Origin of the sequence: Tardiphaga sp. 20_F10_N6_6 (assembly GCF_052076045.1) — a bacterium.
GTDB lineage: Bacteria > Pseudomonadota > Alphaproteobacteria > Rhizobiales > Xanthobacteraceae > Tardiphaga > Tardiphaga robiniae.
The window spans coordinates 4,334,742-4,360,243 of record NZ_CP197239.1; the positions used below are offsets into that span (position 1 = coordinate 4,334,742).

The window sequence follows — 25,502 nt, forward strand, 5'->3', positions numbered from 1 at the left end:
GAGAATGGGCATGACAAATCATTTCGCTCTCGCTTCGCTGGCCATTGCGCTCATCGCCACTCCTGCGCTCGCGCAGGTCAATCCACCGCCGGTGATTTCCGTCTCCGGCGAAGGCACCGTCTCGGTGCCGCCGGATCTTGCTGTCGTCGATGGCGGTGTCACGACTGATGCCAAGACGGCACGCGAGGCCGCCGAGGCCAACAATGCCGCGATGGCCAAGGTGCTGGCGGCCCTGAAGAGTGCCGGCATTGCCGAGAAGGACATGCAGACGTCGCGGCTGTCGCTATTTCCGCAATATGCGCAGCAGACCCGTCCCAATCCCAATCCTGGCCCCAACGTCATCTCGGGCTATCGCGCCAGCAACCGCGTCACCATCCGCGTACGCGACGTGACCAAGGTGGCCGGCACGATCGACGCGCTGGTGTCGTCGGGTGCCAATGAGGTTGGCGGCATCAATTTCATGGTGACCAAGGCGTCGCAACTTCTCGACGATGCGCGCAGCGACGCGATCGCGGATGCGCGGCGCAAGGCGGAGATTTACGCCAAGGCTGCCGGCGTCAAGCTCGGCGCGCCGATCAGCATTTCCGAGGACTCCGGCAGCGCGCCAGCGCCAATGATGTTGCGCAAGATGGGCGCCGATGTGGCATCGGCTCCGGTGGCGCAAGGCGAGGAAGTGCTGCGCGTGAATGTCAGCGTGAGCTGGGAAATCAAGCCGGCGCAGTGATGGTAGTGATGATCTAGCCATCACCGCTCCGTTGCCAATGTTTGTCATCCCCGGACTTGATCCGGGGATCCATCTTACGAAGGCGGCGGATGTGGAAGATGGATGGCCGGGTCATCTAGCGAAGCCGCGCTTCGCGCTTTGCCCGGCCATGACGTGGGGAGAGAGCGGTGATACTCGCTTCCACGTCCCGTTAAAAAATCTCCACCACCTGCCCCGGCTTCAGCGCCATAAACTTCTCGCTCGGCAATTCTGCCGCGCTGCATGCGGCAGCCAATCCTTTCACCGGTCCGTCAATCGCCTCATCGGTGAGCTGGAATGTGCTGTGATGGCTGGCCAGCGCCTGCTGCGCGCCGCAATCGCTCAGGGCCTTCACGGCGTCTTCCGGATTCATGTGCTGGTCCTTCATGAACCAGCGCGGCTCATAGGCACCGATCGGCAGGATCGCGAGTCTGATAGCACCATGGGCTTCGCGCACGCGGCGGAAGTGCAGGCCGTCGCCATAGCCGCTATCGCCGACGATGTAGATCTTGCCCGCCGGCGTCTCCAGCACGAAGCTCGCCCACAGCGACTTGTTGCGGTCGAACAGGCCGCGCGCCGTCCAGTGCCGCGTCGGCACCAGCGTCACGGCAAGGCCGTTGCCAAGCTCGACGCGATCTGTCCAGTCATAGGCCTCGGCTTTGATCGCGCTGTCGGCGCTCTTCATGGTGACGTCATTGCCGAGCGGCGTGATCACGCGCGGCGCAAATTTGGCCGATAGCTTCGACAGTGTTGGAAGATCCAGATGGTCATAGTGACCGTGTGATACCAGCACGACATCGATCTTCGGCAGCTTGTCGAAGGCGATGCCGGGTGCGGTGTGGCGCTTCGGGCCGGCGAATGAGAATGGCGAGACACGGTCGGACCACACCGGGTCGAACAGGATGTTGATTCCCGCGGTTTGGATCAGCCAGCTCGCGTGACCCACGTAACTAAAGCGAACGCCCGTACCCTCGACCTTGGCCGGCGGCGTATCGGCAAACTCGTTCTCGACCCAGTCGGGCCAGACCTCGCGCGTACGGCCGCCGCCGAATTGCCACCGCAGCACTTCGCCGAGCGACTTGGGCGGCACGCCGTCGGGATCGAAGAAGATCTTGCCGTCGAAGTGATCGGAGACGGGGCCGTCATAATTGGTCATGCGGGAAGCCCAGAAGGCCGACAGCCCAGCGGCTGCGGCGAGACCGCCCAGCGACGTCAGAAGGCGGCGGCGGGTGAGAATCATGGAGCTGGATCAAATCCGGTGGGACGACGGGCTGCGCCCAACGAGGCGCAGCCCGCATCACATGGAATTTGTCAGTGGATTCCGCAACCCGCGCCGATCCTTTGTTCGCTCAGTAGCCGACGGTGAACCGCTTGCGCGTATGCGCAGGCGTCTCGATCTCGTCGGCCATGGCGATGGCATAATCCTCAAAGGAAATGCTGCTGCCCTTGTCGTTAGCGAGCAGTTGATCGCCGCCAAGCCGGAATGTCCCGGTGCGCTCGCCCGGGATGAACAGGGCCGAGGGCGACAGGAAGGTCCAGTTGAGCTCCTTGTCGTGGCGCAGGATGTCGAGGAACAGGCCGCCCACCGCGGCCTCGGCCCGGTATTCCGCCGGAAATCCCGGGGTCTCGATCAGCTTCAGGCCGGGAGCGACTTCGAGGCTGCCGGCGCCGCCGACCACCAAATAGCGCGGAACGCCCGCCGCCTTCACGGCCGCGATCAGCTTGTGCGGGTCGCTGACGAGGAAATGGATCGCGCTGACGGCGACGTCGTGGCCCTTCAGGGCGGCAGTGAGACCGGCAACATCGTTGGCGTCGGCCTTCAGTGGCGTCACCCCGGCCAGAACAGGGGCTTTCTCCGGGTTGCGGGCGATGGCGGTGACGGTATGACCGCGGCGGGACAGTTCAGCGACAATTTGCGAGCCGGCGCGGCCGGTGGCGCCGATTAGGGCGATTTTCATTTGATATCTCCATGTAGTAACCAGTAGAAACTTGCTATTCATTTCGGCAGTAGCTGTGAAGAAGGCACTTTTGCGTTAGCTGGTTACCCCGAGGAGACCGCCGCCATGCAGACCGATATCGAAAGCGCCGCCCAGCGCTGGAAAGCCGGCAACGTCTATGCGAGCAGCTGCCCAACCCGGCTGGTTCTGGACCGGATCGCCGATAAATGGGCGGTTCTGGTGCTGGGCCTGCTCACGGACGGCCCCGTTCGCTTCAACCAGCTGCGGCGGCAGATCGAGGGAATCTCGCAGAAAATGCTGTCGCAGACCCTGAAAAGCCTGGAGCGCGATGGCCTGGTGAGCCGCAAGGCGATCCCCACCGTCCCGGTCACGGTCGAATATGCGATCACTCCGCTCGGACGAACCCTGTCGGATACCGTCGATGCGCTGCGGGTCTGGGCTGAAAACCATATGGGCCAGGTGCTTGAGGCACAGCAGCACTATGATGCCGGCGGAACCCGGAGCGCGGCCGCCTGACCAGGGGATCGCCCTGCAAACCTTGACTTATCGGGCTCCAGCACTGTAAATCCCGCCACTTCTCGAAAAGTTCTCTTTTCGACCCGCCGACCGGTCCTGGAGACCGGAGGTCAACGCCCGACAGCGCGATGCGCCCTCGGGCGCAAAAGTGTTTGGTTATTTGCCATCATGGGGATGGCACGAGCGGAAGCGACAATCGATGTTCGACAGTCTGTCGGAACGGCTTGGCGGAATTCTCGATCGGCTCACCGGGCGCGGTGCGCTGTCGGAGGCTGATGTCGATGCCGCCATGCGCGAAGTCCGCCGGGCGCTGCTCGAGGCCGACGTCTCGCTCGACGTGGTCCGCAGCTTCATTGATCGTGTCCGTGAACAGGCCATCGGCGCCACCGTCGTCAAGTCGGTCACCCCCGGCCAGATGGTCGTCAAGATCGTCCATGACGAGCTGGTCGCCACCCTCGGCACCGACGGTGAAGGCGGCATCGATCTGCAAGCCGTGCCACCCGTCGCCATCATGATGGTCGGTCTGCAGGGCTCCGGTAAGACCACCACCACTGCAAAACTCGCACGCCGTCTCACCCAGCGCGACAAGCGCAAGGTGCTGATGGCCTCGCTCGACGTCTATCGTCCGGCCGCCATGGAGCAGCTCGCGGTGCTCGGCCGCGATCTCGACATCCAGACGCTGCCAATCGTCGAAGGCCAGAAGCCCGCTGAGATCGCCAAGCGTGCGCTGTCGGCCGCCAAGCTTGGCGGCTACGACGTGGTTCTGCTCGACACCGCCGGTCGCACCACGCTCGACGAAGAGATGATGTCGGAAGCGATCGAGATCAAAGCGATCGCCAATCCGCATGAAGTACTGCTGGTGGCGGATGCATTGACCGGTCAGGACGCCGTCAATCTCGCGCGCTCCTTCAACGAACGCGTCGGCCTTACCGGCATCGCGCTCACGCGCGTCGACGGCGATGGCCGCGGTGGTGCTGCGCTGTCGATGCGCGCCGTCACCGGCAAGCCGATCAAGCTGATCGGTACCGGTGAGAAGACCGATGCGCTGGAAGACTTCCATCCGAGCCGCATCGCCGGCCGCATTCTCGGCATGGGCGATGTCGTCTCGCTGGTCGAGCGCGCCGCTGCGAATATCGATGCGGAAAAAGCTGCGCGCACGGCCGAGCGCATGCGCAAGGGTCAGTTCGATCTCACCGACATGCGTGAGCAGCTGATCCAGATGACCAATATGGGCGGTCTCTCCGGCCTGATGGGCATGATGCCCGGCATCGCCAAGATGAAGAACCAGATCGCCTCCGCCGGTCTCGATGACCGCGTAGTGAAGCGCCAGATCGCAGTCATCGATTCGATGACGCGTCAGGAGCGCAAGAATCCCGACCTTCTCAAGGCCAGCCGCAAGAAGCGTATCGCTGCCGGCGCCGGCCTCAAGGTCGAGGAAGTCAACAAGGTGCTGAAGATGCACCGGAACATGGCCGACATGATGAAGGCCATGGGCTCAGGCAAGCGCGGCCCGATGGCCGGCATCGCGCAGGCCATGGGCTTCGGCGGCGGTGGCATGCCGTCGCCCGAACAGATGAAGGCGATGGCCGAGAAGATGCCGGGCGGGATGCCGCAGGGTATGCCGTCATTGCCGAAAGATTTCCCGGGCCTGTCGGGCCTGGGCAAACCGACGCTGCCGGGACTCGGCGGCTTTCCCGGTCTCGGGAAAAAGAAATAACGCGATCCATTCAACTCACATTCAAATCGAACATACTTAGGAGAATCCCATGTCCGTCGTTATCCGCCTCGCTCGTGCAGGCACCAAGAAGCGCCCCGTCTATCACGTCGTCGTCGCCGACTCGCGTTTTCCCCGCGATGGCCGCTTCATCGAGCGTCTCGGCTATTTCAATCCGCTGCTCGCCAAGGACAACGAGCTGCGCTTGAAGCTCGACCTCGACAAGACCAAGGCCTGGATCGCCAAGGGCGCACAGCCGTCGGATCGCGTTGCTCGCTTCCTCGATGCCGCTGGCGTTCAGAAGCGCGAAGCCCGCAACAATCCCGAGAAGGCCGTGCCGCGCAAGGAGCGCAAGGCCAACGCTGAAGCCGCCGCCAAGAAGTAAGGCGGAATGACCTCCGCGCAAATCTGCGTCGCGCGCATCGGCGCGCCGCATGGTGTGCGCGGCCAGGTCCGGCTGTGGACCTTCACCGAAGATCCATTCGCCGTGTGCGACTACGGTCCGCTTGCCACCAAGGACGGCAAGCGGAGTTTCGAGGTCGATGATGTCCGCGAGGCCAAGGGTCATCTGGTCGCGACGCTGAAAGGCGTCGCCACCCGCGAAGACGCCGAGCGCCTCAATGGCGTCGAGCTCTATGTGGCGCGCGACGCGCTGCCCGACACCGAAGACGATGAATATTACCACGCCGACCTGATCGGCCTCGCTGCGGTCAATGCCGCGGGCGATGCGGTCGGCCGTGTCGTCGGCATCCATAATTTCGGTGCCGGCGACATCATAGAGATCGCGCCGCTGGAAGGCGCGACCATGCTGTTGCCGTTCACCAATGCGGTGGTGCCAACGGTCGATATCAAGGCCGGCAAGGTCGTGATCGAATTGCCCGGTGAGATCATCGGCGACGATCCCACCGCGGCGTAGGGTTTACGCTTTCAACGCCTCCGCTATCGTTGTTGCGAACGGCGTCGTCCGCCCGATCAGCTTACTCAGCGTATGGCTGTCATCGAACAGCGCGCCGTCGGCTGCCGCCGTGTTTGACGTCGCGATCAGATCCGCGAGTTCTTCCGGAAGGCCCGCATTGAGCATGATGGCCTTGAATTCGGCTTCCGGCGGACGAACGTATGGGACTGTTTTGTCACTCTGCTTTCGGTCGAATATCGGCTGTCGCCGCTGCGACAATCGGCCCTCGGCCCTCGGGCCGCTGGCCGGCCTGATCGACTGGGCTGAGCGCAGCTTCGCGGAGATCAAGGCCGCTCGCGCCGCCTTCGATGCCGGTGACACCAGCGAGCAGATGTCGGCGGCCTGACGCGGCGATCGCCGGGGTTTGACGCCTCGCGCCGGACGCGCGATGGAAGGCCATGACTTCCGATCCTTCATCCGCGCCATGGCGCGCGACGGTGCTGACGCTGTTTCCCGAGATGTTTCCGGGCCCGCTCGGCATCAGCCTTGCCGGCAAAGCGCTGGCTTCCGGCCTGTGGGCGCTGGAGGCACGGGATATCCGCGCCTCGGCCACAGACAAGCATCGCAGTGTCGATGATACGCCTGCCGGCGGCGGACCGGGCATGGTGCTGCGGGCTGACGTGCTGGGGGCGGCGATCGATGCGGCGGATGCGCAGGATCGCCCCAGGCTGGTGATGAGCCCGCGCGGTCGGCCATTGACCCAGGCGCGGGTGGCGGAGCTGGCGGCCGGGCCGGGGCCGCTGATCGTCTGTGGCCGTTTCGAGGGGATCGATCAGCGCGTCATCGACGCGCGAGGGCTCGAGGAAGTCTCGATCGGGGACTATGTGCTGTCCGGCGGCGAAATCGCCGCCATGACGCTGATTGATGCCTGCGTGCGGCTTCTGCCGGGGGTCATGGGTAAGTTGGCGTCTGGAACCGACGAGAGTTTCTCTGATGGGCTACTCGAATACCCGCAATATACCCGCCCGCAGACCTTCGAGGGGCGTCAAATCCCGGATGTCCTGATTTCGGGCGACCATGCGAAGGTTGCCAAATGGCGGCTGGCCGAGGCGGAGGCGCTTACCCAGGAGCGCCGGCCCGATTTATGGGCGGCTCGCCCGAAAGCCCCGGAATCGGGCAGAAAGCGAAAACCGCCAAAAATCACGACGGGCGAGTGACAGAGACGGGTGACAACGGCTTCGCTTTCCCGTATAGCAGCGCCAAATCCGTGCACTGGCAGGGTAAGAGTTTCGTGCGCAGCCCGCGCAACGTCTGGGCGCGCCGCCGATGGAGATTTTCGATGAACCTGATTCAGACGCTTGAAAAAGAGCAGTTCGACCGCCTTTCCGCCACCAAGTCGATCCCGGAATTCGGTCCCGGCGACACCCTCATCGTCAACGTGAAGGTTGTCGAAGGCGAGCGCTCCCGCGTGCAGGCCTATGAAGGCGTCTGCATCGGCCGCAACGGCGGTGGCATCAATGAGAGCTTCACCGTTCGCAAGATCTCCTACGGCGAGGGTGTCGAGCGCGTGTTCCCGCTGCTCTCCCCGATGATCGACTCGATCAAGGTTGTGCGTCGCGGCAAGGTGCGTCGCGCCAAGTTGTATTACCTGCGCGATCTGCGCGGCAAGTCGGCCCGCATCGTCGAGAAGAAGACCGAGCGTCCGGCCAAGGTCGCTGCTGCGGCTGCTGCCAAGTAATTTTCCGCACCATCGAATGTGCGAGGCGAAAAGCGCGGCGCAAGCCGCGCTTTTTTGTTACGTGAAGACTGCATACCTCCGTCGCATTGGCGTCGTGATCGCTGAGTGCTATATGACTGGAATGTTTCTAGACCTGCACCAGCACGCTTTGCGCATCGTCATCGACGATCATAGTCGGCTGCCCGGTCGCTTCTTCGGTCGCTTCACCACGTCGATCGTGGGCGCGCTTAGAAGCGCGTGAGCAATCTCACGCGTTTCTTTTCCCGTTTCTCAGTTGCGCGCTTTGCGCCGTCGATGCGGCGAATCATTTAGCAGCACGCAACTGGCCCACGTTTTCTTTTGAGGCCTGATCTCATGACTGACTCTGCAAAGCCGACCACCCTGTACGACAAGATCTGGAACGACCATTTGGTCGAGGAAGCCGCTGACGGCACCTGCCTGCTCTATATCGATCGCCATCTGGTGCACGAAGTGACGAGCCCGCAGGCGTTCGAAGGCCTGCGTGCCGCCGGCCGCCGTGTGCATGCGCCAGAGAAGACGCTCGCCGTCGTCGATCACAACGTGCCGACCACCGATCGCACCAAGCCCAATCCCGATCCGGAAAGCACCGAGCAGATCGCGACTTTGGCCGAGAACGTGCGTGAATTCGGCATCGAATATTACAACGAGTTCGACAAGCGTCAGGGCATCGTTCACGTCATCGGCCCCGAGCAGGGCTTTACGCTGCCGGGAACGACGATCGTTTGCGGCGACAGCCACACCTCGACGCACGGCGCATTCGGCGCGCTGGCGCATGGCATTGGCACGTCGGAAGTCGAGCACGTGCTGGCGACGCAGACGCTGATCCAGAAGAAGGCGAAGAACATGCGCGCTACCGTCGACGGCAAATTGCCCGACGGCGTCACCGGCAAGGACATCATCCTGGCCATCATCGGCGAAATCGGTACCGCCGGCGGCACCGGCTATGTGCTGGAATATGCCGGCGAGGCGATCCGCGCTCTGTCGATGGAAGGCCGCATGACGGTCTGCAACATGTCCATCGAGGGCGGCGCCCGTGCCGGCCTGATCGCGCCCGACGAGAAGGCCTATGAATTCCTGAAAGGTCGTCCAATGTCGCCGAAAGGCGAGATGTGGGAACAGGCCGTGCGCTACTGGGAGACGCTACGCTCCGACGAAGGCGCGCATTTCGATCATGAGATTCGTCTCGATGCTGCGAAGCTGCCGCCCATCGTCACCTGGGGCACCTCGCCCGAGGACGTCATCTCGATCTCCGGCAAGGTGCCGAACCCCGCCGACATCGCCGATGAAGCCAAGCGCCTCTCCAAGGAGCGCGCGCTGGCCTATATGGGTTTGACCGCGGGCACCAAGATCACCGACATCAAGCTGGATCGTGTGTTCATCGGCTCCTGCACCAATGGCCGCATCGAGGATTTGCGCGCCGCGGCCAAGGTCGTCGACGGCAAGACCGTCAACGGCCATGTCTCGGCGATGATCGTGCCGGGCTCGGGTCTGGTGAAGGAACAAGCGGAAGCTGAAGGCCTCGACAAGATCTTCCTGAAGGCCGGCTTCGAATGGCGCGAGCCGGGCTGCTCCATGTGCTTGGCGATGAACCCCGACAAGCTGGCGCCGGAAGAACGCTGCGCCGCCACCTCGAACCGCAACTTCGAGGGTCGTCAGGGCCATAAGGGCCGCACCCATCTGGTGTCGCCGGCGATGGCGGCTGCGGCTGCGATCGCGGGGCACTTCGTCGATATCCGCGAGTGGCATTAATTTAGCTGCACGGGGCGACGCATCCTCGGTAAGATCGACGGCCTGCTGATGCAGGTCGTCTTTCTATGAGCTTCGCAATTTGTCACGCATGCCTCGCGCACCCGTCAAACCGATCGCACTGACCAACACGACGGCCCGCCGCATCTGGTTGCGCGCGCAGCGGCTCGATACGCGGGCGCCGTTCGGTGATGGCGCGGAGGCCGTGAAGGCCGCGGTCCAGCATCTCGGCTATGTGCAGATCGACACCATCAATGTGATCGAGCGCAGTCACCATCACATCCTGTTCTCACGGATCCCGAACTACAAACGCGCCGATCTCAGGCAGGCGCAGACGCACGACAAGAGCGTGTTCGAATACTGGACCCATGCGCTGGCCTATGTGCCGACCGACGACATCGGCTTCTTCGTGCCGGACATGAAATATTATCGCCGTGAGGGCCACAGCTGGTTCGCGTCGGTGACACCGGCGGACAAGCGCAAGGTCATGCGGCTGGCCAGGGCCGGCCCGTTGTCGATTCGCGATATCGATGACGATGTGCTGCGCGAGAAGGATCACGAATGGGCCAGCCGCAAGCCGTCAAAGCGGGCGCTGCAGCTGGCGTTTTATGAGGGGCATCTCACGATCTCCGAACGGCAGGGCATGCTGAAGACCTACGATCTTCTGCTGCGGCATTTCGGCTGGGAGACGCTGCCGAAAGCCGCGAGTGCTACGGAGAAATTCGCCTATCTGCTGAACCGCGCGCTGCGGTCGCAGGGCATCGTCAGTCTGGACTCGATCTGCCATCTGGATGCACCGAGCAAGGCCGGCATACGCAAGCTGATCGAGGCCCGTGTGCGCAAGGGCGAGCTGATGGCCGTTACGCTTGATGGCGCCGGCAAGCAGGAGCACTGGACGACGCCCGTCGCGCTCGAAGACGGGAGCGAAGGCAAGGTGGGGTTGGTGCATGTGCTGTCACCGTTCGATCCCCTGGTGATCCAGCGCAAGCGCACGAATTTGTTCTTCGGCCACGACCATCGCTTCGAGGCCTATGTGCCGAAGGAAAAACGCCAGCTCGGCTACTTCGCACTGCCGGTGCTGGTGGATGATCAGATCGTTGCAGCGGTTGATCTCAAGACCGATCGGCAGAAGCGCAAATTGCTGATGCAGCAATGGAGCTGGGTCGGTGATGGTGCGAAGTCGAAAATGCAGCGCAAGGAATGGAAGCGCCGTATCGAGGAAGAGCTCGGGCGGTTCGAGGCGTTTCAGTTGGGGGAGTGAGCGACTAACACTCAGTTGTCATGACCGGGGAAAGCCCGGCCATGACGGAGTGTGTGGAGAGTCGCTTCAGTCAACCCGACCCATCTCACCAATAAATGTTGAAGCGATGGTGATGCCGCCGGTAGTGCCAGTGGCGGTGATGCCAGGGGCGATAACGGCAGATCTTGCGTGGGCCGTAATAGGTCGAGACGATCCGGCAGAAACGGCGCGGTTGGTAGTAGCGTGGCTCGTAATAATAGCTCGGCGCATAGCCGTAATAATGCGGCCGGAAATGGCGGCGATAGCCGTAATGGCGCGCGCCGTAGTAGCGTGTCGGCGCATAATAGGGGCGCCGGGCGATCAATGGCGCCGCGTATCGATAGCCGCCGCCATGGAATGCGGGGCCACGCCGGAAACCGCCGCCGACAAAGGCCGGGCCCGGACGGAAACCGCCTCCGCCACGGAATGCCGGCGCTGCGGCCCGGAAGCCTCCGCCGCCACCTCCACCCCGAAACGCCGGCATGCCGCCGCCACGAAATCCGCCGCCGCCTCCGCCATGAAAGGCGTGACCGCCGCCGCCACCGCCGCGGAAACCTCCTCCGCCACCGCCGCCGCGTCCACCGCGATGCTGGACCGGCATGAGCAGCGCGTCGCTAGCCTGTTTGGCTGCGGGTGCCGCGCCGGGATTGATCAGCGAGACCGCCCGTGCCGATGGCGTCAGCGATATCACCATCGCTGCGGCGGCAGCCACGCCGAGCGAGCGCGTCATGAATTGTCTGATCGCAAAACCTCGATCGGGATTCAGGACAGGTTGTCGATTCTGAACATCTCTCATCGGAAACATCCTCCCTCGATCGGCGCATGGGACATCGATCGCGCAAACCTGACAGTGCAGGTCCGCGTTTGCGCGAACGGTGCGTTTGCGCATGGTCGTGTCATGTGAATTGTCGCGCCTTGACCGAAAATTAAGGATGTCGATCTGAACGCGTCATGAATGACGCAGGCGGAAGCCGCGCGGCGCGCACAAAAAAACAGGCGCCGCAAAGGGCGCCTGTCAATGTCGTCTAGAGATCCTGGAATTTACCAGCGGCCGAAGCTGAAGCCGACGCTGAGCGGGCCGCCGAAACCGATGCCCGGGCCATAACCATAGGCGCCATAGGGACGATAGCCGCCGTAATAGCCGTAGGGCCGGTAGCCGTATCCGCCGTAGTAGGCAGGGCGATAGGCATACGGGCGCCCGTAATAGGCCGGGCCGTAATAGGAACGGTACGGGCGATAGCCGTATCCGTAGCCATAGCGCGGGCCGTAATAGCCGCGATATCCGTAGTGCCGGTGGCCGAAGTGATGATGGCGGTGGTGAAAGTGACGATGGCGCCGCTGCGCGCTGAAGTCCGTCGCCTTGGCCTTGTTGTCTGCCGCAGCCTTTTGAGGCGTCTGTGCGTCAGCCATTGCGGGGGCGCTGGTCAATGCGCCACCGAGTGAAAGTGTTGCAGCCAGCATGGCTGCGCCTACCCAGTTCTTCATGATTTTTCCTTGCCTCGATCGCTTTCCATCGATCGTCTTTCGTCGCCTTCACCCCATAACGCATATAGCTGCAATGATTTCCCGCGACAGACCGACGCGGTCAACATCTCGTCAAGAAAACAGGCGCGCTTGCGCACGCCTGTTTGGACTTTAGAGAGAGTCTCAGTAGCGCCAGCCGTGACGACGCACGTGATGCGGCCGGTGCCAGCCGTGATGGCGGCGGATGTGATGCGGACGATGCCAACCGTGGTGACGCCGCATGCCGTGATGCCCGCGATAGCCGCGATTGTGGTGATGACGATACTGCACCTCAGTCGTCAGCTTCTCACCGCCTTGCACGGACGATGCGATGCCCGGGCTGTTCAGCGAGACTGCATTTGCCTGCTGCGTCGGCGCTGCGACGAACAGCAATCCTGCGATGGCGGCGAGGCCGAAAAATTTCTTCACGTTCACGTGTTCTCTCCTGAGTCTGCTGCGTTCATGTCGAGATGCAGCTTCACGAATGGATCATCGCCCATGTGCATGACGCTAGGGCGCAGGAGGTGAACGCGATGTGAATATGCCCGGTGCGATATGTCGCAGGGTTTTGTGACGCATCGCTGGAACGAAAGTCAGCGCATGCGAACGCCATCTCCGCAGTTGCAAAGCCTCGGCCTGACGTTATTCAAAATCAAAGTATGAAGTGTCTACTCAGCCGCGGCGCCAGTAGCAGTTCATGCGCGGCACGATCACGGTGCCGCTCGGGCGATATTCCTGCACCAGATTGGCGGTGCAATCGCGGACGGCATTCGGGCCGGGATTGTAGCTGGGATAGACACCGCGTTCGTCCGGGGTGCGATAGATACGAACGCGCGGGCGCGCACGGCGGGGCTGAACGCTGTCGTCGGATTGGGCGACCTGCGTGGCCGTCTGCGCCTGTGCGGTGTTCGCCATCGGCAAGCCGCCGAGCGCAACCGCCAATCCCAGTGCCGCCATCATGATCCGCATTGTCACGCCCCAAACTGCCATAAGCATGATCCCGAAAAGTGGATGCCGGTTTTCGCCGACAAACGGGTTCGTTTGTCGAGAGATCATGCCTCAAAAGAATGCCGCAAAGTCTCCGATTGACGCCCGCCCGTCAACCGCCGGGACGGCCCTGTGCCGGCGCATTGCCATGTCATGGGAATTGGCTAGACAGGGAAACATGTGGCACCAGGCAAAAGCTCCCGATCTCGCGGAAATGGAAGACATGGCCCATGCCATGCTCGCCCTCCTGCCGGAGGATTTCCGCAAGCTCTGCGCGGGCGTGATCATCCGGGTCGACGATTTCCCGACGGATGAGGTGCTGGAGGAGATGCAGGCCGAGACCGAATTCGACCTGCTCGGCCTGTTCCAGGGTGTCGGCCTGCCGTTCCAGAGCCAGGACAATACCGGGCAGTTGCCCAACATGATCTGGCTATATCGCCGGCCGATCCTGGATTACTGGGCCGAACACGACGAAACCCTCGGCCATATCGTCCGCCACGTGCTGATCCACGAGATCGGCCACCATTTCGGCCTCTCGGACGCCGATATGGAGGCCATCGAGGCCGGCGTCGCCGATTAGCCCTGCATAGATCACCCTTGGACGGGCCGCCCGATCGGGCTAAAATGCCCGCTCAATCCGAGGATACGTTCATGGACAAGTTCACCACGCTGGAAGGCGTCGCGGCGCCGCTGAAGATCATCAATGTCGATACCGACATGATCATCCCGAAGCAGTATCTGAAGACCATCAAGCGTACCGGTCTCGGCAAGGGCCTGTTCTCGGAAGCGCGCTACCTGGATGACGGCAGCGAGAACCCGGATTTCGTGCTCAACAAGCCGGCCTATCGCAACGCCAAGATCATGGTGGCCGGCGATAATTTCGGCTGCGGCTCGTCGCGCGAACACGCGCCCTGGGCGCTGCTGGATTTCGGCATCCGCTGCGTGATTTCGACCTCGTTCGGCGACATTTTCTACAACAATTGCTTCAAGAACGGCGTGCTGCCGATCCGCGTCTCGCAGAAGGATCTCGACGCGTTGTTCGACGATGCCGAGCGCGGCGCCAATGCGACGATCACCATCGACCTGCCGAACCAGGAAATCCGCGGCCCTGATGGCGGCACGGTGAAGTTCGAGATCGATCCGTTCCGCAAGCATTGCCTGCTCAACGGTCTCGACGATATCGGCCTGACGATGGAGAAGAAGGCCTCCATCGACAGCTACGAAGAGAAGCTCAAGACCGCACGCGCCTGGGCCTGATCTCACTTCGGAAGGTGACGCGTGATTCCTGACGTCGTCACCTTTTGGGAGGGCCCACTCGATGCGCTGCGCCGGCTGTGCCTGAGATCGCAGGTCGAGGCCGGCCACCGCGTCACGCTCTACAGTTTTGCACCGATCACCGATCTGCCGGATGGCGTGAGCAATGCCGATGCAGAAGCCGTGTTGCCGCGGGCTTTCGCCGAGCGGCTGCGCCCATCAGCTCCCGATGGCGCGTGGGTTGGCTGGACCCCACTGCAGTTCAGCGATTTCTTTCGCATCCGGCTGATGGCCGAAGGTCTCGGCCTCTGGCTCGACGCGGATGTGCTGTTGCTGAAGCCGATCGAGATCGATTCCGCAAAACCCTATTTCGCCTGGGAGAAGCGACGTCAGCTCGGCAATTCGGTGCTGTATCTGCCGCCCGACGATCCGATCGTCGCGGCGTTCGAGGCGCTGATCAGGCAGGACGAGTTGACGCCAGACTGGATGTCATTGCGCCATCGCCTCGCTTTCGCATGGCGCAAATGGCGCGACAGGTCGAAGCGCGCGAGCGACGTCCGCGTCGCGATCTTCGGCCCGGCATCGCTGACGGCGCTGGCGAAGCGCCATGGCGCGCAGCATCACGCGCTGCCGCGGAAGTCGTATTATGCGGTTCATGCCGAGCCGAAGCTGTTCTTCGAGCCGTCGAATTTCAAAGTGCTACTCGATGATCCCGGGATTCTAGGCTTCCACATCTCGCCCAAGGGGCGCGGCAAAGACGCGCCGATGCCGGGGAGTTTTTATGCATGGGCGACGGAGTGGGTTGGCGCTCGTTAGTATCAGCCTTTGAATCTACAAATTTCGCGCAACGGCCCGCGGTATCCCTCCCCCTTGCGGGGAGGGTCGGCCGAACCTGACGATGCGAAGCATCGTTCAGGTGGAGGCCGGGGTGGGGGTGCCACACGTGAGAGCATCGCCTGTGGCACCCCCACCCGTCGCGCTGCTCGCTGCGCTCGCAACGCGCCACCCTCCCCGCAAGGGGGAGGGTGAAGAAGCGCGTCGTTGCTGACCGGTACTAGCCCCCCATCGCCGCAATCGCGTCCGAGATCGCGATCGTGCGCTTGGCCATGTCCGCATGCAGCCGCTCGACCATCTTGCCGTCGAGCTGAATCGCGCCGCGCTTGGCGTTTTCCGGCTGTTCGAAGGCGGCGATGATGCGGCGGGCCTGGGCGACTTCGTCGTCCGGCGGCGTGAAGACCTTGTTGCAGGCCTCGATCTGGCTCGGATGGATCAGCGTCTTGCCGTCGAAGCCGATGTCGCGGCCCTGTTCGGCTTCGGCGATGAAACCCTCGGTATCGCTGAAATTGCTGTAGGGACCATCGAGAATTTCGAGACCATGCAACCGCGTCGCCAGCACGCAATGGGTAATCATCGGCAGCATCGCCGCGCGGCCGGGCATCATGCGGATGCGGGTCTCGCGGGCGATATCGTTGGGGCCGAACACGAATCCGGCCAGGCGATTTTCGGAATCGCGCGAGGCGGCCGCGAGTTCTTCCGCGTGCAGGATGGCGCGCGAGGTCTCGATCATGGCCCAGACCTTGATCGACATGTCGGCGCCAATGTCACTCAGGCGATCGGCAACGGCTGAGAGATCCTCGACGCTGGAAATCTTCGGCACCAGGATGCCATCGGGCTTGGCCTTGCCGGCCATGGTCACGTCGTCGATCCACCACGGCGAATCCAGTGCATTGATGCGGATGATGACCTCGCGCTTGCCGAAGCCGCCGGCATTGAGCGTCTGCGCGATGGCGTCGCGCGCGGTTCCCTTGGCGTCCGGCGCCACGGCGTCTTCGAGATCCAGGATGATGCCGTCAGCGGCCACGGTACGGGCCTTTTCCAGCGCGCGGGGGTTCGAGCCGGGCATGAACAAATGGCTGCGGCGCGGACGGATCATGGCGTCATTTCCCTGTGATTATGGCCTGTTCGTTATTCAGGCATTCGCGATAACATTTCAGCCCGCCGCCCGGAAGGCTTGTTCGCGCTGGCGTCCTATGGTTATCCGTGGGGACCGTATGTTTGAGCGTGATCTCTCGACAAACGAACCCGTTTGTCGGCGAAAACCGGTATCCACTTTTCGGGATCATGCTCCGAACGAGGCAGACCATGACATCATTTCCGAAGCAGCTCATTGCCGGCTACCAGACCTTTACGTCGGAGCGATTGCCGACCGAGCAGTCGCGCTTCCGCGAATTATCGGAAAAGGGCCAATCGCCGGAAGTCATGGTGATCGGCTGCTGCGACTCGCGTGTGTCGCCGGAGGTCATCTTCGATGCTTCGCCCGGCGAACTGTTCGTGGTGCGCAACATCGCCAACCTGGTGCCGGTCTATCAGCCCGATGGCGGCGCCCATGGCGTTTCGGCAGCGCTGGAATATGCGGTGCAGGTGTTGAAGGTGAAGCACATCGTCATCCTCGGTCACGCGCAATGCGGCGGCATCCGCGCTTTCGTCGACAATGCGGCGCCGCTGTCGCCGGGTGACTTCATCGGCCGCTGGATGTCGATGTTCATCAAGCCCGACGAGAAGGTCGAGATCCGCGAGCACGAGGCGTTCCAGGATTTCGTCACCCGTATCGAAAAGGCCGCCGTGTTCCGCAGTCTGGAAAACCTGATGACGTTCCCGTTCGTGAGCAGCAAGGTCGAGAGCGGCGAGCTGGAATTGCACGGCGCTTACTTCGGCGTCGCTGTCGGCTCGCTGTCCGTGCTCGATCAGGCCGCGAAAGAGTTTCGGCCGGTGGCGTAAAACAAAAAAGCCGGATGCTGAGCATCCGGCTTTTGATTGCTGGAGATCGAAGGTCCGCTTACGCGGCCTTCTTCTTCGCCGTGATCAGCTTGCGGTTGATCAGGCATTCCGCAATCTGCACGGCGTTGAGCGCCGCGCCCTTGCGCAGGTTGTCCGACACGCACCAAAGAACCAGACCGTTATCGACCGTCGAATCCGTACGGATGCGGCTGATATAGGTGGCGTCTTCGCCGGCGGCCTCATAGGGTGTGACGTAGCCACCCGGCTCACGCTTGTCGATCACGAGGCAGCCTGGCGCATTACGCAGGATGTCGCGGGCTTCATCTTCCGAGATCGGATTCTCGAATTCGATGTTGACCGCTTCCGAGTGGCCGACGAACACCGGCACGCGCACGCAGGTCGCGGACATTTTGATTTTGGGATCAAGAATCTTCTTGGTCTCCATCATCATCTTCCACTCTTCCTTGGTGTAGCCGTCCTCCATGAACACGTCGATCTGCGGGATCACGTTGAAGGCGATACGCTTCGGGAATTTGTTATTGACCAGCTCAGAGTTGGTGTAGACGGCCTTGGTCTGCGAGAACAACTCGTCCATCGCATCCTTGCCTGCACCCGACACCGACTGATAGGTCGAGACGACAACGCGCTTGATCGTCGCCTTGTCATGCAGCGGCTTCAGCGCCACCACGAGCTGCGCAGTCGAGCAGTTCGGGTTTGCGATGATATTCTTCTTGGTGAAGCCATCGACGGCCGAGGCGTTCACTTCCGGTACGATCAGCGGCACGTCGGGGTCCATGCGCCAGGTCGACGAGTTGTCGATCACGACGGCGCCGGCTGCGCCGATCTTCGGCGACCATTCCTTGGACACGGCTCCGCCGGCCGACATCAGGCAGATGTCGACATCGCTGAAGTCATAGGTCGCGAGGTCTTTGCATTTCAGGGTTCTATCGCCGAAGGAAACCTCAACGCCCATGCTGCGGCGCGACGCGAGCGCCACGACCTCGTCAGCGGGGAATTTACGTTCATCCAGAATGCTGAGCATTTCACGCCCGACATTGCCGGTCGCTCCGACCAGCGCGACTTTGTAACCCATCGTTCACTCTCCGAAGAAATATGCTTCACCCCCACATACCGTGGAAAGGGAAGAGCCGCGCTTCTATGCGAGAAACGTCGCAAAGACAACGTCCTAAGCGTGTTTGCGTGTGTTGATGCGTTCAATTTTGGTTTCGCACCACCCAAAGTCGGCAGGTGTCCATCCGGCCCTGCAGAGCTTTGCCGACGAGTGCGGTGCCATCGCCGTGCGTCTGCTCGCCTATATGGGGGTGCTGGCACTGGTTGTCATGGCCGCGGTTACGGTTTTCGACGGACTGGAATTCGACCTCAGCAGCGAACCAGCCGCCAAGGCTGGCTGGAGTGTCGCTAGCCGTTCCCATCCCGCTTTTGCTGTCAGCCAGTTTGATTCATTAGGTAAAACAGCCTCTTACGAGATTTTGAGACACCCCGAAGGCGGCCGCAAGGATGTCTTGCGCTGGGCGTCGCCCGGGGAGCCCCCGGTGGCCGAGTTGGAATTGTATCGTCCTGGTGCCGAGGCTGACCGGGCAGGCCCGCCGGCAGCGGATATCGCGGGCCGCATGGACCCCGGCGGCGTCCGCGACGTGGTGGGCGAGGGCATTATCGACAGCAAATTCGGGCCGGTCGCCCTGATGGGCTTTTCCGACCGGCTGAAGGACAGCAAGCGCTGCCTCGGCTTCATGAAGACGCTGGAGGTGGCCAATCTCAGGATTTCCGGCTGGTCGTGCCAGGGCGACGGCCTGCCGGCGCGGCGGGCGGCCATTGCCTGCACGCTAAACCGGCTGGTGCTGCTCACCGCCGGCAATGAACCCCGACTGCAGGAGGCCTTTGCTCAGGCAGATTTGAAGCGGGCCGGCTGCATCAGCGGCGCGGCGCTGTCAGCGGCCTCGGCCGATTGGGTCACGGGTGCCCAGAACCCGCTGCTGCGCGGCAGCTTGTGACCTCTTCGTGATGGGTTGGACCAAGACCTTGGATTACATGCAACATTCGGCCACACCGCGCATTATATCGACGACTGTGGCCGGATAGACCTTGTGGCCGGATACCCCGGCCAGCTAAATTGACCGCAAATCGGATTTGCCGACTCGGCTTTTGAATGCCGATCTTCTGACTGCAATGAGGACCTGATGACCTTGAAATTCCCCGCCGCGAAAACTCTCGCCATGTTGTTCGCGACGGTTGCCGTCATCGCGACCGCCGTTGCCGTCTCGCCGGCCGATGCCGCCACCAAGAAGAAGGTTCGTGTTTCTGACCGTGACGCTGTTTATGGCGCGCGCGGCCCGAACGTGTCCTATCAGCAGGGCCGCACCCGCGTTTACGTGACGCGTCGCTCCTGGCTCGATGCCGGCGTCGAAGTGCTCCCGGGTGACCGCAAGTTCACCGACTATGCCTATCCGCCCGGTTACTCTTTCGCCCGCGACAACAACAACCGTCCGCTGGATCGCCAGCCGCTCAACTCGCAGTGGGATCTCGGCGGCTATCCCGAGCGCTTCCCGCTCTACTGAGCGCGGCGACATATCGATACGAAAATGCCCGGCTCAGCCGGGCATTTTTTGTTTGGGGCTATAAAACGAAGTAGCGCATCAATCTGAAATTGCTTTCACGAGCGATATTTCTTAAAAGTAGAATTGGGGCGGGGGAAGACATGGATTGGAAGCAATTTATTGCTAGCGTTGTGGGCGCTTTGGCGTGGCCGACGGCTGCTATTGTCATAGTTTATGTATTCAAGGAGCAGCTCAGGCACATCCTTTCGCAGATCAAGAAATTTGGCGCCGCGGGCGTCAACGTTGAACTTGCGCAAGAGGTGCAATTGGCTGAGCGAGCAAGCGAAGCCGTAAAGTTTGAGCGCGGAGATGTTGCAGAGAACGCCGCAGATATTGATCCCTCTCTCGTTAATTTGGCCCAAAACTTCCCTGAAGCAGCTTTGTTGCAATCGTTTAAGGGGTTGGAAGGGACGCTGCTGCGAATACGGCAGAAACTACCTGATGACAAACCACATCGAAATCTAAACGAGGTACTCAAGGCGCTAGCCGACGAGAGCTATATTTCGGCAAACGTAATTACACTGTTCCAAAGTTTGCGGCAGGCACGGAATACTGCTGCGCACGCCAAGGAAGATGCAAAGATGACCCCTGGAGAGGCAATCCAATTAATTGGTCAAATCAGCCTTCTCAAGAATTTGCTGGAGAATGTATCTGATGGAATGCCGCAAATCGGCAACCGAATATAGATCTTAATCCTTTCAGCCACCCTTTCGACTGCTAAAAACCGTCCGCTGGACCGCCAACGTCTTAACTCGCAGAGGGATTTCGGCGGCGATCCCGAGTGCTTCCCCCTCTACCGAGTGCAGCGACGTCCGAATGCGAAAATGCCCGGCTCAGCCGGGCATTTTCTGTTCGCGGGGACGACAGATTGAGAGGCTTGAGCCTTCGCGCGCTTAAGCGTGCAGCGCCTGCAATTCCTTCAGCAGTGCTTCGCCCATGCCGGATGTGCTCACCACGGTTGACCCTTCCGACTTGATATCGGCCGTGCGCAGACCCTTTGCCAGCACCGCGGCGATGGCCTGGTCGACCTTGTCGGCCAACTCACCCATGTCCAGCGAGTAACGCAGCGCCATGCCGAACGAGGCGATCATCGCCAGCGGATTGGCCATGCCCTTGCCGGCAATGTCCGGCGCCGAACCATGCACCGGCTCATACATTGCCTTGCGCTTTTTGGTCTTGGCATCGACTTCGCCGAGCGAGGCCGAGGGCAGCATGCCGAGCGAACCGGTCAGCATCGCCGCGATATCCGAGAGCATGTCGCCGAACAGGTTGTCGGTAACGATGACGTCGAACTGCTTCGGCCACTTCACGAGGTTCATGCCGCCGGAATCGGCGAGCTGATGCTCGAGCGTGACGTCCTTGTATTCGCGGCCATGCACCTGGGTGACAACCTCGTTCCAGAGCACGCCCGACTTCATGACGTTACGCTTCTCCATCGACGTCACTTTGTTCTGACGCTTGCGGGCTAGATCGAAAGCGACGCGGGCGATGCGCTCGATTTCATAGGTGTCGTAAACCTGCGTATCGACGGCACGCTTCTGGCCGTTGCCGAGATCGGTGATGGTCTTCGGTTCGCCGAAATAGACGCCGCCTGTGAGCTCGCGCACGATCATGATGTCGAGGCCCTCGACGACCTCACGCTTCAGGCTCGATGATTCCGCCAGCGCGGGATAGCACACGGCTGGGCGCAGATTGGCGAACAGGCCGAGATCCTTGCGCAGGCGCAGCAAGCCGGCCTCGGGGCGATGCTCATAGGGCACGCTGTCCCACTTCGGGCCGCCGACGGCGCCGAAGATGATGGCGTCGGCCGCATCCGCCTTGGCCATTGTGGCATCGGTGATAGGGAGCTTGTCGGCATCATAGGCGGCGCCGCCAACCAGGCCGTTCTCGATCGTGAATTTGGCGATGCCCTGGGCATCGATCCAGTCGATCAGGCGCTTCACCTCGGCCATCACTTCAGGGCCGATGCCGTCGCCGGGGAGAAGCAGCAATTTGTGCGTTGCCATATTCAAGTGCCCTTGCAATCCGTTACTGATTGCCGCGAGTGCTAAGACGTCATTGCAGGAATGGCAAGACAGTGTTGCCGAAGGGATGATTGCGGGTGCCGTGAAACCTGCGACATTGCTGACGCAGCGGAGATCCCCGTGACGTCATCTGTGCCTTCCCCGGCGCGCCCTAACCCGGCGTGGCTGATAGTCGTCCTGTCGCTCGCGCCGGCCATCGGGCTCGGCATCGGCCGCTTTGCCTATTCGCTAGTGTTGCCCGATATGCGCGACAGCCTGCAATGGTCCTATTCGGCGGCCGGCTTCATGAATACCGTCAACGCCGCGGGCTATCTCGCCGGCGCTCTGGTTGCGGCCGGGCTCGGCAGGCGCTTCGGTCTAATCGCGGTGATTCAGGGCGGTACGCTTGCTTGCATCCTGTCGCTCATCGTTTGCGGCGTCACCGTGGATTTTACGCTGCTCAGCATCGCGCGGCTGGTCACCGGTTTTGGCGCGGCGGTTTCGTTCGTGGCCGGCGGCGCGCTCGCCGCCACCATCGGCCTCGCTTATCCCGAACGCTCGTCCTATCTGCTCAGTCTGTTTTATGCCGGGCCAGGTATGGGCATCCTCCTGTCCGGCCTGATCGCGCCATTCGTGCTGCAGGGCTTCGGTCCGGGCTCCTGGTGGATCGTGTGGCTGGTCCTTGGTCTCGTATCGGTCGTCATCGGCCTGCCTCTATTGCGTCCGCGCGTTGATGCGTCCGATGACACGTCAACGGACGACAAGGTGCCGCTCGCGATCCGCCCGATGTGGATTTACCTCATTGCCTATTTCATGTTTGGCGCCGGTTATATCGCTTACATGACCTTCATGATTGCCTATGTGCGCGATGGCGGCGGCAGCGCTGTGGCCCAGAGTGCGTTCTGGTGTCTGATCGGCGTCAGCTCGTTCGCGTCGCCTTGGCTGTGGCGCGGCGTGCTCGCGCGTGGCCAGAGCGGCCGCGCCATGGCAATCATTCTCGGCACCAATGCGGTAGGCGCAGCGATGCCGCTGCTCGGGCATTCGCCTGTGGTGCTCGGCATCTCCGCCGCCATTTTCGGCGTTGCATTCTTCGCGGTGGTTGCGGCGACCACGGCCTTCGTGCGCTTCAACTATCCTCGCGCGGCATGGTCGAAGGCCATTGCAGCGGTGACGATCGTGTTCGGCATCGGCCAGACCTTGGGCCCGATCGCGGTGGGTGCTATCACGGATGCAACGGGTAGCCTCACCTCGGCGCTGGTGGTCTCGGCGGCAACGCTCGCGATTGGCGCTGCCATGTCGATGTTCCAGAAACCGATCAGCTCCCGCTGAAATCGTTATAGCCCTGGTCTTCCCAATAGCCGCCTTTGTAGTCGTTGGTGACTTCCATCGCGACGACGTATTTCGGATTCTTGAATCCGAGTTTGGTCGGTACGCGGATCTTCATCGGGAAACCATAGGCCCGCGGCAGAAGCTGGTTGTCGAATTTGAAGGTCATCTGCGTCTGCGCATGCATGGCCGTGGGCATATCGAGTGAGCTCGTATAGTCCTCGGCGCAGCGGAAATGGACCCACTTTGCATTGGTGTCCGCGCCGACCAGTTTCAGGAAGTCACGCAGCGGCGTACCCTGCCAGGAGCCGATGGCGCTCCAGCCTTCCACGCAGATATGGCGGGTGATCTGTGACACCTCGGGCAGTTTATGCAGTTCGTCCAGCGTCCATGACTTCTTGTCCTGGACGAGGCCGGAGACTTCGAGCTTCCACTCCTTGCCGTCCACATTCGGCGCGTCGTCCTCGGCATAGAAGGCATTGAACGGAAATGGACGCTTGATGTCTTTCTCGGAATAGGTTGGTGCCAGCGTGTTCGGATTGAAGATTCGGGCCTGCACCATGTCGTTGAACTTCGACATATGCGTCAGCAGGTTCTCGGCCGAGAGACTGTCGCTCACATCGCAGCCGGTGAGCAGCGTTAACGCGCCGAAGCTTGCACCCGACGCGATGAAACGGCGGCGCGACAGATCGGGCATCAGTTTGGTGGCATCCTTGACGAGGAGATTCTTGTCGACGCCGGGAATGATGAGGGAGCGGAGTTTCCTGATCATGGTCGTGTCCCTCAGCGTCCGATAATCATTGCACGCAGACTCTTCGGCACGATCAGGGCCAGAGCGACGTGGATGACGAGGAAGCCGACGATGGCCGCCATCATGAAGAAATGCACATAGCGGGCGGTGTCGTAGCCGCCGAACAGCGCAGTAAGATATTGCAACTGGACGGGCTTCCAGATTGCGAGGCCCGACAGGACGATCAGAATGCCGACCACGATAATCCCGGTATAGAGCAGCCTCTGCACCTGATTGTAGGTCGAGAGATCAGCGTGCGAGAGCTTGCCAGTCAGCGCAGCCTTGGTGTCGTCGAGCACACCTTTCGCCGAGATCGGCAGCAGCTTCTTGCGGAAGCGTCCGGTGACAATGCCAAGAGTGAGATAGACGAGGCCGTTGATCACCAGCAGCCACATCGCTGCGAGATGCCACATGATGCCGCCGCCGAGCCAGCCGCCGAGCGTGATCGACGATGAAAAGGTGAAATTGAACAGCGGCGAGGCGTTGTAGATCTGCCAGCCCGACATGATCATCAGCACGATCGCGACGGCATTGACCCAGTGCACGACGCGCACCCAGGCGGGCTGGATGACTTTGGTATTCGTAACCTTGGTTGCGGCGCGGTCGCCGGCGGCTGTGATGCTCGACATAGGCATATCCTGGGCTGAGCAGTGGTTCGATTGGTGCTCGGTCACGCGAGTTATTACCAGCTATACGGCATAACCGGTCGTTCGTTACGGCGGCTCCTGTAACAACCCCGGTCGGGCCGGCTCATATCGATCACAAAAAAGCGAGCCGGGTTGCCCCGGCTCGCTCCTTTTGCGCCCCTCGGTATCCTTGGGGGACGCGCGCATCCAGTGGGGACAAGTCAGGATGCGCGAACTTGTTGCGCAGAAGCCGGAGATCAGGCTTTCGGCATCAGGACAGTATCGATGACGTGAATCACGCCGTTCGACTGGTTGACGTCGGCGATGGTCACGGTCGAGGAACCGCCCTTGGCATCGACGATCATCACCTTGCCGCCCGAAGCCTTCACGGTCAGCTCTTCGCCTTCAACGGTCTTCAGCTTCTGGCCGTCCTTGAGGTCGGCGGCGTTCAGCTTGCCGGAGACCACATGGTAGGTCAGGATCTTGGTGAGGGTCGCCTTGCTCTCCGGCTTCACCAGCGTATCGACGGTACCGGCCGGCAGTTTGCCGAAGGCGGCGTTGGTCGGTGCGAACACCGTGAACGGGCCCTTGCTGGAGAGCGTATCGACCAGGCCGGCAGCCTTCACGGCGGCGACCAGCGTGGTGTGATCCTTCGAGTTGACGGCGTTCTCGACGATGTTCTTCGACGGATACATCGGCGCGCCGCCGACCATGACGGTTTTCTCGCCCGACATTTCGCTCTTCATCATCTTCTTGTCTTCGGCCTGTGCGGGGGCAAGCACGGCGCCAGTGATGGCGAGGGTGCTGAATGCGACGGCCGACAGAAGTGCAATGCGCTTGGACATGGATCGTCTCCCGAGTGATGTGAGTGACCAGCGATCTCGCTGGTGCGATGAACGGCATCAACCGCGGCAATCCCCTGGAGGCCAGATTGCGCCGTCGATGCCCGAGTTACGCGAGGCCTCGGGGGCCAGTTTCAGTCTATATTTTTTGGCGCCGTTGAAACTTTTG

The 25,502-nt window shown here is 61.7% G+C and carries 31 protein-coding genes; 17 read left to right on the plus strand and 14 right to left on the minus strand.

The genetic code is table 11. The features are described from left to right. The first annotated feature begins 10 nt into the window (after positions 1 to 10). Positions 11 to 724, plus strand: coding sequence for an SIMPL domain-containing protein (locus tag AB7813_RS20875; RefSeq protein WP_184512632.1), 714 nt, complete (start codon positions 11 to 13; stop codon positions 722 to 724). Between the two features lie 190 nt (positions 725 to 914). On the opposite strand, the gene AB7813_RS20880 is transcribed toward AB7813_RS20875, so the two are convergent. Both AB7813_RS20880 and AB7813_RS20885 read right to left on the minus strand, forming a co-directional pair. Continuing rightward, a complete protein-coding gene (locus AB7813_RS20880) occupies positions 915 to 1,982 on the minus strand; it encodes an MBL fold metallo-hydrolase (protein WP_441228325.1) in 1,068 nt (355 codons plus the stop codon). A gap of 109 nt (positions 1,983 to 2,091) precedes the next feature. Continuing rightward, a complete protein-coding gene (locus AB7813_RS20885) occupies positions 2,092 to 2,700 on the minus strand; it encodes an NAD(P)-dependent oxidoreductase (RefSeq protein ID WP_093757908.1) in 609 nt (202 codons plus the stop codon). Between the two features lie 105 nt (positions 2,701 to 2,805). Here AB7813_RS20885 and AB7813_RS20890 point away from each other — a divergent pair, with 105 nt between their 5' ends. From AB7813_RS20890 to rimM, 4 genes are all read left to right on the plus strand, one after another. Continuing rightward, a complete protein-coding gene (locus AB7813_RS20890) occupies positions 2,806 to 3,216 on the plus strand; it encodes a winged helix-turn-helix transcriptional regulator (protein ID WP_089266461.1) in 411 nt (136 codons plus the stop codon). A gap of 199 nt (positions 3,217 to 3,415) precedes the next feature. Then, positions 3,416 to 4,933, plus strand: coding sequence for a signal recognition particle protein (ffh, locus tag AB7813_RS20895; protein ID WP_441228326.1), 1,518 nt, complete (start codon positions 3,416 to 3,418; stop codon positions 4,931 to 4,933). Between the two features lie 49 nt (positions 4,934 to 4,982). Beyond that, positions 4,983 to 5,315 (plus strand): 30S ribosomal protein S16, encoded by a 333-nt coding sequence (gene rpsP, locus AB7813_RS20900; protein ID WP_089266465.1) that lies wholly within the window; start codon positions 4,983 to 4,985, stop codon positions 5,313 to 5,315. A 6-nt stretch (positions 5,316 to 5,321) separates the two neighbouring features. Then, complete coding sequence (rimM, locus tag AB7813_RS20905) at positions 5,322 to 5,846, plus strand: ribosome maturation factor RimM (RefSeq protein WP_441228327.1); 525 nt, start codon at positions 5,322 to 5,324, stop codon at positions 5,844 to 5,846. Between the two features lie 3 nt (positions 5,847 to 5,849). On the opposite strand, the gene AB7813_RS20910 is transcribed toward rimM, so the two are convergent. After that, positions 5,850 to 6,011: a hypothetical protein gene (locus AB7813_RS20910; RefSeq protein ID WP_441228328.1), complete on the minus strand. Its 162-nt coding sequence runs from the start codon at positions 6,009 to 6,011 to the stop codon at positions 5,850 to 5,852. Positions 6,012 to 6,060: 49 nt separating this feature from the next. Further along, positions 6,061 to 6,285 carry a hypothetical protein gene (locus tag AB7813_RS20915; RefSeq protein WP_441228329.1) on the minus strand — a complete coding sequence of 75 codons (225 nt, stop codon included), beginning with the start codon at positions 6,283 to 6,285 and terminating at the stop codon, positions 6,061 to 6,063. Here AB7813_RS20915 and trmD point away from each other — a divergent pair. The 4 genes from trmD to AB7813_RS20935 all read left to right on the plus strand — a co-directional run bounded on the left by trmD (position 6,284) and on the right by AB7813_RS20935 (position 10,591). Then, positions 6,284 to 7,042: a tRNA (guanosine(37)-N1)-methyltransferase TrmD gene (trmD, locus tag AB7813_RS20920; RefSeq protein WP_441228330.1), complete on the plus strand. Its 759-nt coding sequence runs from the start codon at positions 6,284 to 6,286 to the stop codon at positions 7,040 to 7,042. The two genes, AB7813_RS20915 and trmD, sit on opposite strands and share 2 nt — an antisense overlap. Before the next feature lie 122 nt (positions 7,043 to 7,164). Next, positions 7,165 to 7,563: a 50S ribosomal protein L19 gene (gene rplS / locus AB7813_RS20925; RefSeq protein WP_441228331.1), complete on the plus strand. Its 399-nt coding sequence runs from the start codon at positions 7,165 to 7,167 to the stop codon at positions 7,561 to 7,563. 354 nt (positions 7,564 to 7,917) lie between these two features. After that, entirely contained in the window at positions 7,918 to 9,333 is a 1,416-nt protein-coding gene (leuC, locus tag AB7813_RS20930; RefSeq protein ID WP_093757912.1) for a 3-isopropylmalate dehydratase large subunit, read from the plus strand. Positions 9,334 to 9,421: 88 nt separating this feature from the next. After that, positions 9,422 to 10,591, plus strand: a complete 1,170-nt coding sequence (locus AB7813_RS20935; protein WP_439065500.1) for a winged helix-turn-helix domain-containing protein — start codon at positions 9,422 to 9,424, stop codon at positions 10,589 to 10,591. Positions 10,592 to 10,676: 85 nt separating this feature from the next. Here the strand turns inward: AB7813_RS20935 and AB7813_RS20940 are convergent, their stop codons facing one another. The 4 genes from AB7813_RS20940 to AB7813_RS20955 all read right to left on the minus strand — a co-directional run bounded on the left by AB7813_RS20940 (position 10,677) and on the right by AB7813_RS20955 (position 13,072). Then, on the minus strand, positions 10,677 to 11,339 hold the full coding sequence (locus AB7813_RS20940) for a hypothetical protein (RefSeq protein WP_439065501.1): 663 nt from the start codon (positions 11,337 to 11,339) through the stop codon (positions 10,677 to 10,679). A gap of 311 nt (positions 11,340 to 11,650) precedes the next feature. After that, entirely contained in the window at positions 11,651 to 12,094 is a 444-nt protein-coding gene (locus AB7813_RS20945; protein WP_439065502.1) for a hypothetical protein, read from the minus strand. A 162-nt stretch (positions 12,095 to 12,256) separates the two neighbouring features. Beyond that, a complete protein-coding gene (locus AB7813_RS20950) occupies positions 12,257 to 12,547 on the minus strand; it encodes a hypothetical protein (RefSeq protein ID WP_120287769.1) in 291 nt (96 codons plus the stop codon). A gap of 237 nt (positions 12,548 to 12,784) precedes the next feature. Then, positions 12,785 to 13,072, minus strand: coding sequence for a hypothetical protein (locus AB7813_RS20955; RefSeq protein ID WP_374725621.1), 288 nt, complete (start codon positions 13,070 to 13,072; stop codon positions 12,785 to 12,787). A gap of 205 nt (positions 13,073 to 13,277) precedes the next feature. Between AB7813_RS20955 and AB7813_RS20960 the strand changes: the two genes are divergently transcribed. The 3 genes from AB7813_RS20960 (at position 13,278) to AB7813_RS20970 (ending at position 15,169) form a co-directional block, all read left to right on the plus strand. Continuing rightward, positions 13,278 to 13,679: a metallopeptidase family protein gene (locus AB7813_RS20960; protein ID WP_089266478.1), complete on the plus strand. Its 402-nt coding sequence runs from the start codon at positions 13,278 to 13,280 to the stop codon at positions 13,677 to 13,679. Between the two features lie 71 nt (positions 13,680 to 13,750). Continuing rightward, positions 13,751 to 14,356 (plus strand): 3-isopropylmalate dehydratase small subunit, encoded by a 606-nt coding sequence (leuD, locus tag AB7813_RS20965; RefSeq protein ID WP_089266479.1) that lies wholly within the window; start codon positions 13,751 to 13,753, stop codon positions 14,354 to 14,356. Positions 14,357 to 14,377: 21 nt separating this feature from the next. Beyond that, the gene (locus AB7813_RS20970) at positions 14,378 to 15,169 is read left to right on the plus strand and encodes a hypothetical protein (RefSeq protein ID WP_439065503.1); all 792 of its coding nucleotides are present in this window, start codon (positions 14,378 to 14,380) and stop codon (positions 15,167 to 15,169) included. 238 nt (positions 15,170 to 15,407) lie between these two features. Here AB7813_RS20970 and AB7813_RS20975 read toward each other — a convergent pair whose 3' ends face one another. Continuing rightward, on the minus strand, positions 15,408 to 16,286 hold the full coding sequence (locus tag AB7813_RS20975; RefSeq protein WP_439065504.1) for an HpcH/HpaI aldolase/citrate lyase family protein: 879 nt from the start codon (positions 16,284 to 16,286) through the stop codon (positions 15,408 to 15,410). Between the two features lie 209 nt (positions 16,287 to 16,495). On the opposite strand from AB7813_RS20975, the gene AB7813_RS20980 reads away from it, so the two are divergent. Next, positions 16,496 to 17,131, plus strand: a complete 636-nt coding sequence (locus AB7813_RS20980; RefSeq protein WP_068737916.1) for a carbonic anhydrase — start codon at positions 16,496 to 16,498, stop codon at positions 17,129 to 17,131. 58 nt (positions 17,132 to 17,189) lie between these two features. On the opposite strand, the gene AB7813_RS20985 is transcribed toward AB7813_RS20980, so the two are convergent. Continuing rightward, complete coding sequence (locus tag AB7813_RS20985; protein ID WP_068737914.1) at positions 17,190 to 18,224, minus strand: aspartate-semialdehyde dehydrogenase; 1,035 nt, start codon at positions 18,222 to 18,224, stop codon at positions 17,190 to 17,192. A 115-nt stretch (positions 18,225 to 18,339) separates the two neighbouring features. Here AB7813_RS20985 and AB7813_RS20990 point away from each other — a divergent pair, with 115 nt between their 5' ends. The 3 genes from AB7813_RS20990 to AB7813_RS21000 all read left to right on the plus strand — a co-directional run bounded on the left by AB7813_RS20990 (position 18,340) and on the right by AB7813_RS21000 (position 20,432). Further along, complete coding sequence (locus AB7813_RS20990; protein ID WP_439065505.1) at positions 18,340 to 19,143, plus strand: hypothetical protein; 804 nt, start codon at positions 18,340 to 18,342, stop codon at positions 19,141 to 19,143. Between the two features lie 186 nt (positions 19,144 to 19,329). Next, positions 19,330 to 19,707, plus strand: a complete 378-nt coding sequence (locus AB7813_RS20995; RefSeq protein ID WP_089266485.1) for a hypothetical protein — start codon at positions 19,330 to 19,332, stop codon at positions 19,705 to 19,707. Positions 19,708 to 19,847: 140 nt separating this feature from the next. After that, a complete protein-coding gene (locus tag AB7813_RS21000) occupies positions 19,848 to 20,432 on the plus strand; it encodes a hypothetical protein (protein ID WP_439065506.1) in 585 nt (194 codons plus the stop codon). 207 nt (positions 20,433 to 20,639) lie between these two features. On the opposite strand, the gene leuB is transcribed toward AB7813_RS21000, so the two are convergent. Beyond that, a complete protein-coding gene (gene leuB, locus AB7813_RS21005) occupies positions 20,640 to 21,752 on the minus strand; it encodes a 3-isopropylmalate dehydrogenase (RefSeq protein ID WP_439065507.1) in 1,113 nt (370 codons plus the stop codon). 138 nt (positions 21,753 to 21,890) lie between these two features. Between leuB and AB7813_RS21010 the strand changes: the two genes are divergently transcribed. Continuing rightward, entirely contained in the window at positions 21,891 to 23,078 is a 1,188-nt protein-coding gene (locus AB7813_RS21010) for a YbfB/YjiJ family MFS transporter (protein ID WP_439065508.1), read from the plus strand. Here AB7813_RS21010 and AB7813_RS21015 read toward each other — a convergent pair. The 3 genes from AB7813_RS21015 to AB7813_RS21025 all read right to left on the minus strand — a co-directional run bounded on the left by AB7813_RS21015 (position 23,065) and on the right by AB7813_RS21025 (position 25,336). Next, positions 23,065 to 23,847: a molybdopterin-dependent oxidoreductase gene (locus AB7813_RS21015; protein ID WP_315840051.1), complete on the minus strand. Its 783-nt coding sequence runs from the start codon at positions 23,845 to 23,847 to the stop codon at positions 23,065 to 23,067. The genes AB7813_RS21010 and AB7813_RS21015 overlap by 14 nt on opposite strands. An 11-nt stretch (positions 23,848 to 23,858) precedes the next feature. Further along, on the minus strand, positions 23,859 to 24,494 hold the full coding sequence (locus tag AB7813_RS21020; RefSeq protein WP_439065509.1) for a cytochrome b/b6 domain-containing protein: 636 nt from the start codon (positions 24,492 to 24,494) through the stop codon (positions 23,859 to 23,861). Positions 24,495 to 24,748: 254 nt separating this feature from the next. Then, the gene (locus tag AB7813_RS21025) at positions 24,749 to 25,336 is read right to left on the minus strand and encodes a fasciclin domain-containing protein (RefSeq protein WP_309941195.1); all 588 of its coding nucleotides are present in this window, start codon (positions 25,334 to 25,336) and stop codon (positions 24,749 to 24,751) included. Positions 25,337 to 25,502 lie beyond the last annotated feature (166 nt).

What these genes read in the sequence shown, in the direction of transcription:
- AB7813_RS20875 (WP_184512632.1), top strand. Translation starts at nt 11, where the DNA reads ATGACAAATCATTTCGCTCTCGCTTCGCTGGCCATTGCGCTCATCGCC.
- AB7813_RS20880 (WP_441228325.1), bottom strand. Translation starts at nt 1,982, where the DNA reads ATGATTCTCACCCGCCGCCGCCTTCTGACGTCGCTGGGCGGTCTCGCC.
- AB7813_RS20885 (WP_093757908.1), bottom strand. Translation starts at nt 2,700, where the DNA reads ATGAAAATCGCCCTAATCGGCGCCACCGGCCGCGCCGGCTCGCAAATT.
- AB7813_RS20890 (WP_089266461.1), top strand. Translation starts at nt 2,806, where the DNA reads ATGCAGACCGATATCGAAAGCGCCGCCCAGCGCTGGAAAGCCGGCAAC.
- ffh (WP_441228326.1), top strand. Translation starts at nt 3,416, where the DNA reads ATGTTCGACAGTCTGTCGGAACGGCTTGGCGGAATTCTCGATCGGCTC.
- rpsP (WP_089266465.1), top strand. Translation starts at nt 4,983, where the DNA reads ATGTCCGTCGTTATCCGCCTCGCTCGTGCAGGCACCAAGAAGCGCCCC.
- rimM (WP_441228327.1), top strand. Translation starts at nt 5,322, where the DNA reads ATGACCTCCGCGCAAATCTGCGTCGCGCGCATCGGCGCGCCGCATGGT.
- AB7813_RS20910 (WP_441228328.1), bottom strand. Translation starts at nt 6,011, where the DNA reads ATGCTCAATGCGGGCCTTCCGGAAGAACTCGCGGATCTGATCGCGACG.
- trmD (WP_441228330.1), top strand. Translation starts at nt 6,284, where the DNA reads ATGACTTCCGATCCTTCATCCGCGCCATGGCGCGCGACGGTGCTGACG.
- AB7813_RS20915 (WP_441228329.1), bottom strand. Translation starts at nt 6,285, where the DNA reads ATGGCCTTCCATCGCGCGTCCGGCGCGAGGCGTCAAACCCCGGCGATC.
- rplS (WP_441228331.1), top strand. Translation starts at nt 7,165, where the DNA reads ATGAACCTGATTCAGACGCTTGAAAAAGAGCAGTTCGACCGCCTTTCC.
- leuC (WP_093757912.1), top strand. Translation starts at nt 7,918, where the DNA reads ATGACTGACTCTGCAAAGCCGACCACCCTGTACGACAAGATCTGGAAC.
- AB7813_RS20935 (WP_439065500.1), top strand. Translation starts at nt 9,422, where the DNA reads ATGCCTCGCGCACCCGTCAAACCGATCGCACTGACCAACACGACGGCC.
- AB7813_RS20940 (WP_439065501.1), bottom strand. Translation starts at nt 11,339, where the DNA reads ATGACGCGCTCGCTCGGCGTGGCTGCCGCCGCAGCGATGGTGATATCG.
- AB7813_RS20945 (WP_439065502.1), bottom strand. Translation starts at nt 12,094, where the DNA reads ATGAAGAACTGGGTAGGCGCAGCCATGCTGGCTGCAACACTTTCACTC.
- AB7813_RS20955 (WP_374725621.1), bottom strand. Translation starts at nt 13,072, where the DNA reads ATGATGGCGGCACTGGGATTGGCGGTTGCGCTCGGCGGCTTGCCGATG.
- AB7813_RS20960 (WP_089266478.1), top strand. Translation starts at nt 13,278, where the DNA reads ATGTGGCACCAGGCAAAAGCTCCCGATCTCGCGGAAATGGAAGACATG.
- leuD (WP_089266479.1), top strand. Translation starts at nt 13,751, where the DNA reads ATGGACAAGTTCACCACGCTGGAAGGCGTCGCGGCGCCGCTGAAGATC.
- AB7813_RS20975 (WP_439065504.1), bottom strand. Translation starts at nt 16,286, where the DNA reads ATGATCCGTCCGCGCCGCAGCCATTTGTTCATGCCCGGCTCGAACCCC.
- AB7813_RS20980 (WP_068737916.1), top strand. Translation starts at nt 16,496, where the DNA reads ATGACATCATTTCCGAAGCAGCTCATTGCCGGCTACCAGACCTTTACG.
- AB7813_RS20985 (WP_068737914.1), bottom strand. Translation starts at nt 18,224, where the DNA reads ATGGGTTACAAAGTCGCGCTGGTCGGAGCGACCGGCAATGTCGGGCGT.
- AB7813_RS20990 (WP_439065505.1), top strand. Translation starts at nt 18,340, where the DNA reads ATGCGTTCAATTTTGGTTTCGCACCACCCAAAGTCGGCAGGTGTCCAT.
- AB7813_RS20995 (WP_089266485.1), top strand. Translation starts at nt 19,330, where the DNA reads ATGACCTTGAAATTCCCCGCCGCGAAAACTCTCGCCATGTTGTTCGCG.
- AB7813_RS21000 (WP_439065506.1), top strand. Translation starts at nt 19,848, where the DNA reads ATGGATTGGAAGCAATTTATTGCTAGCGTTGTGGGCGCTTTGGCGTGG.
- leuB (WP_439065507.1), bottom strand. Translation starts at nt 21,752, where the DNA reads ATGGCAACGCACAAATTGCTGCTTCTCCCCGGCGACGGCATCGGCCCT.
- AB7813_RS21015 (WP_315840051.1), bottom strand. Translation starts at nt 23,847, where the DNA reads ATGATCAGGAAACTCCGCTCCCTCATCATTCCCGGCGTCGACAAGAAT.
- AB7813_RS21020 (WP_439065509.1), bottom strand. Translation starts at nt 24,494, where the DNA reads ATGTCGAGCATCACAGCCGCCGGCGACCGCGCCGCAACCAAGGTTACG.
- AB7813_RS21025 (WP_309941195.1), bottom strand. Translation starts at nt 25,336, where the DNA reads ATGTCCAAGCGCATTGCACTTCTGTCGGCCGTCGCATTCAGCACCCTC.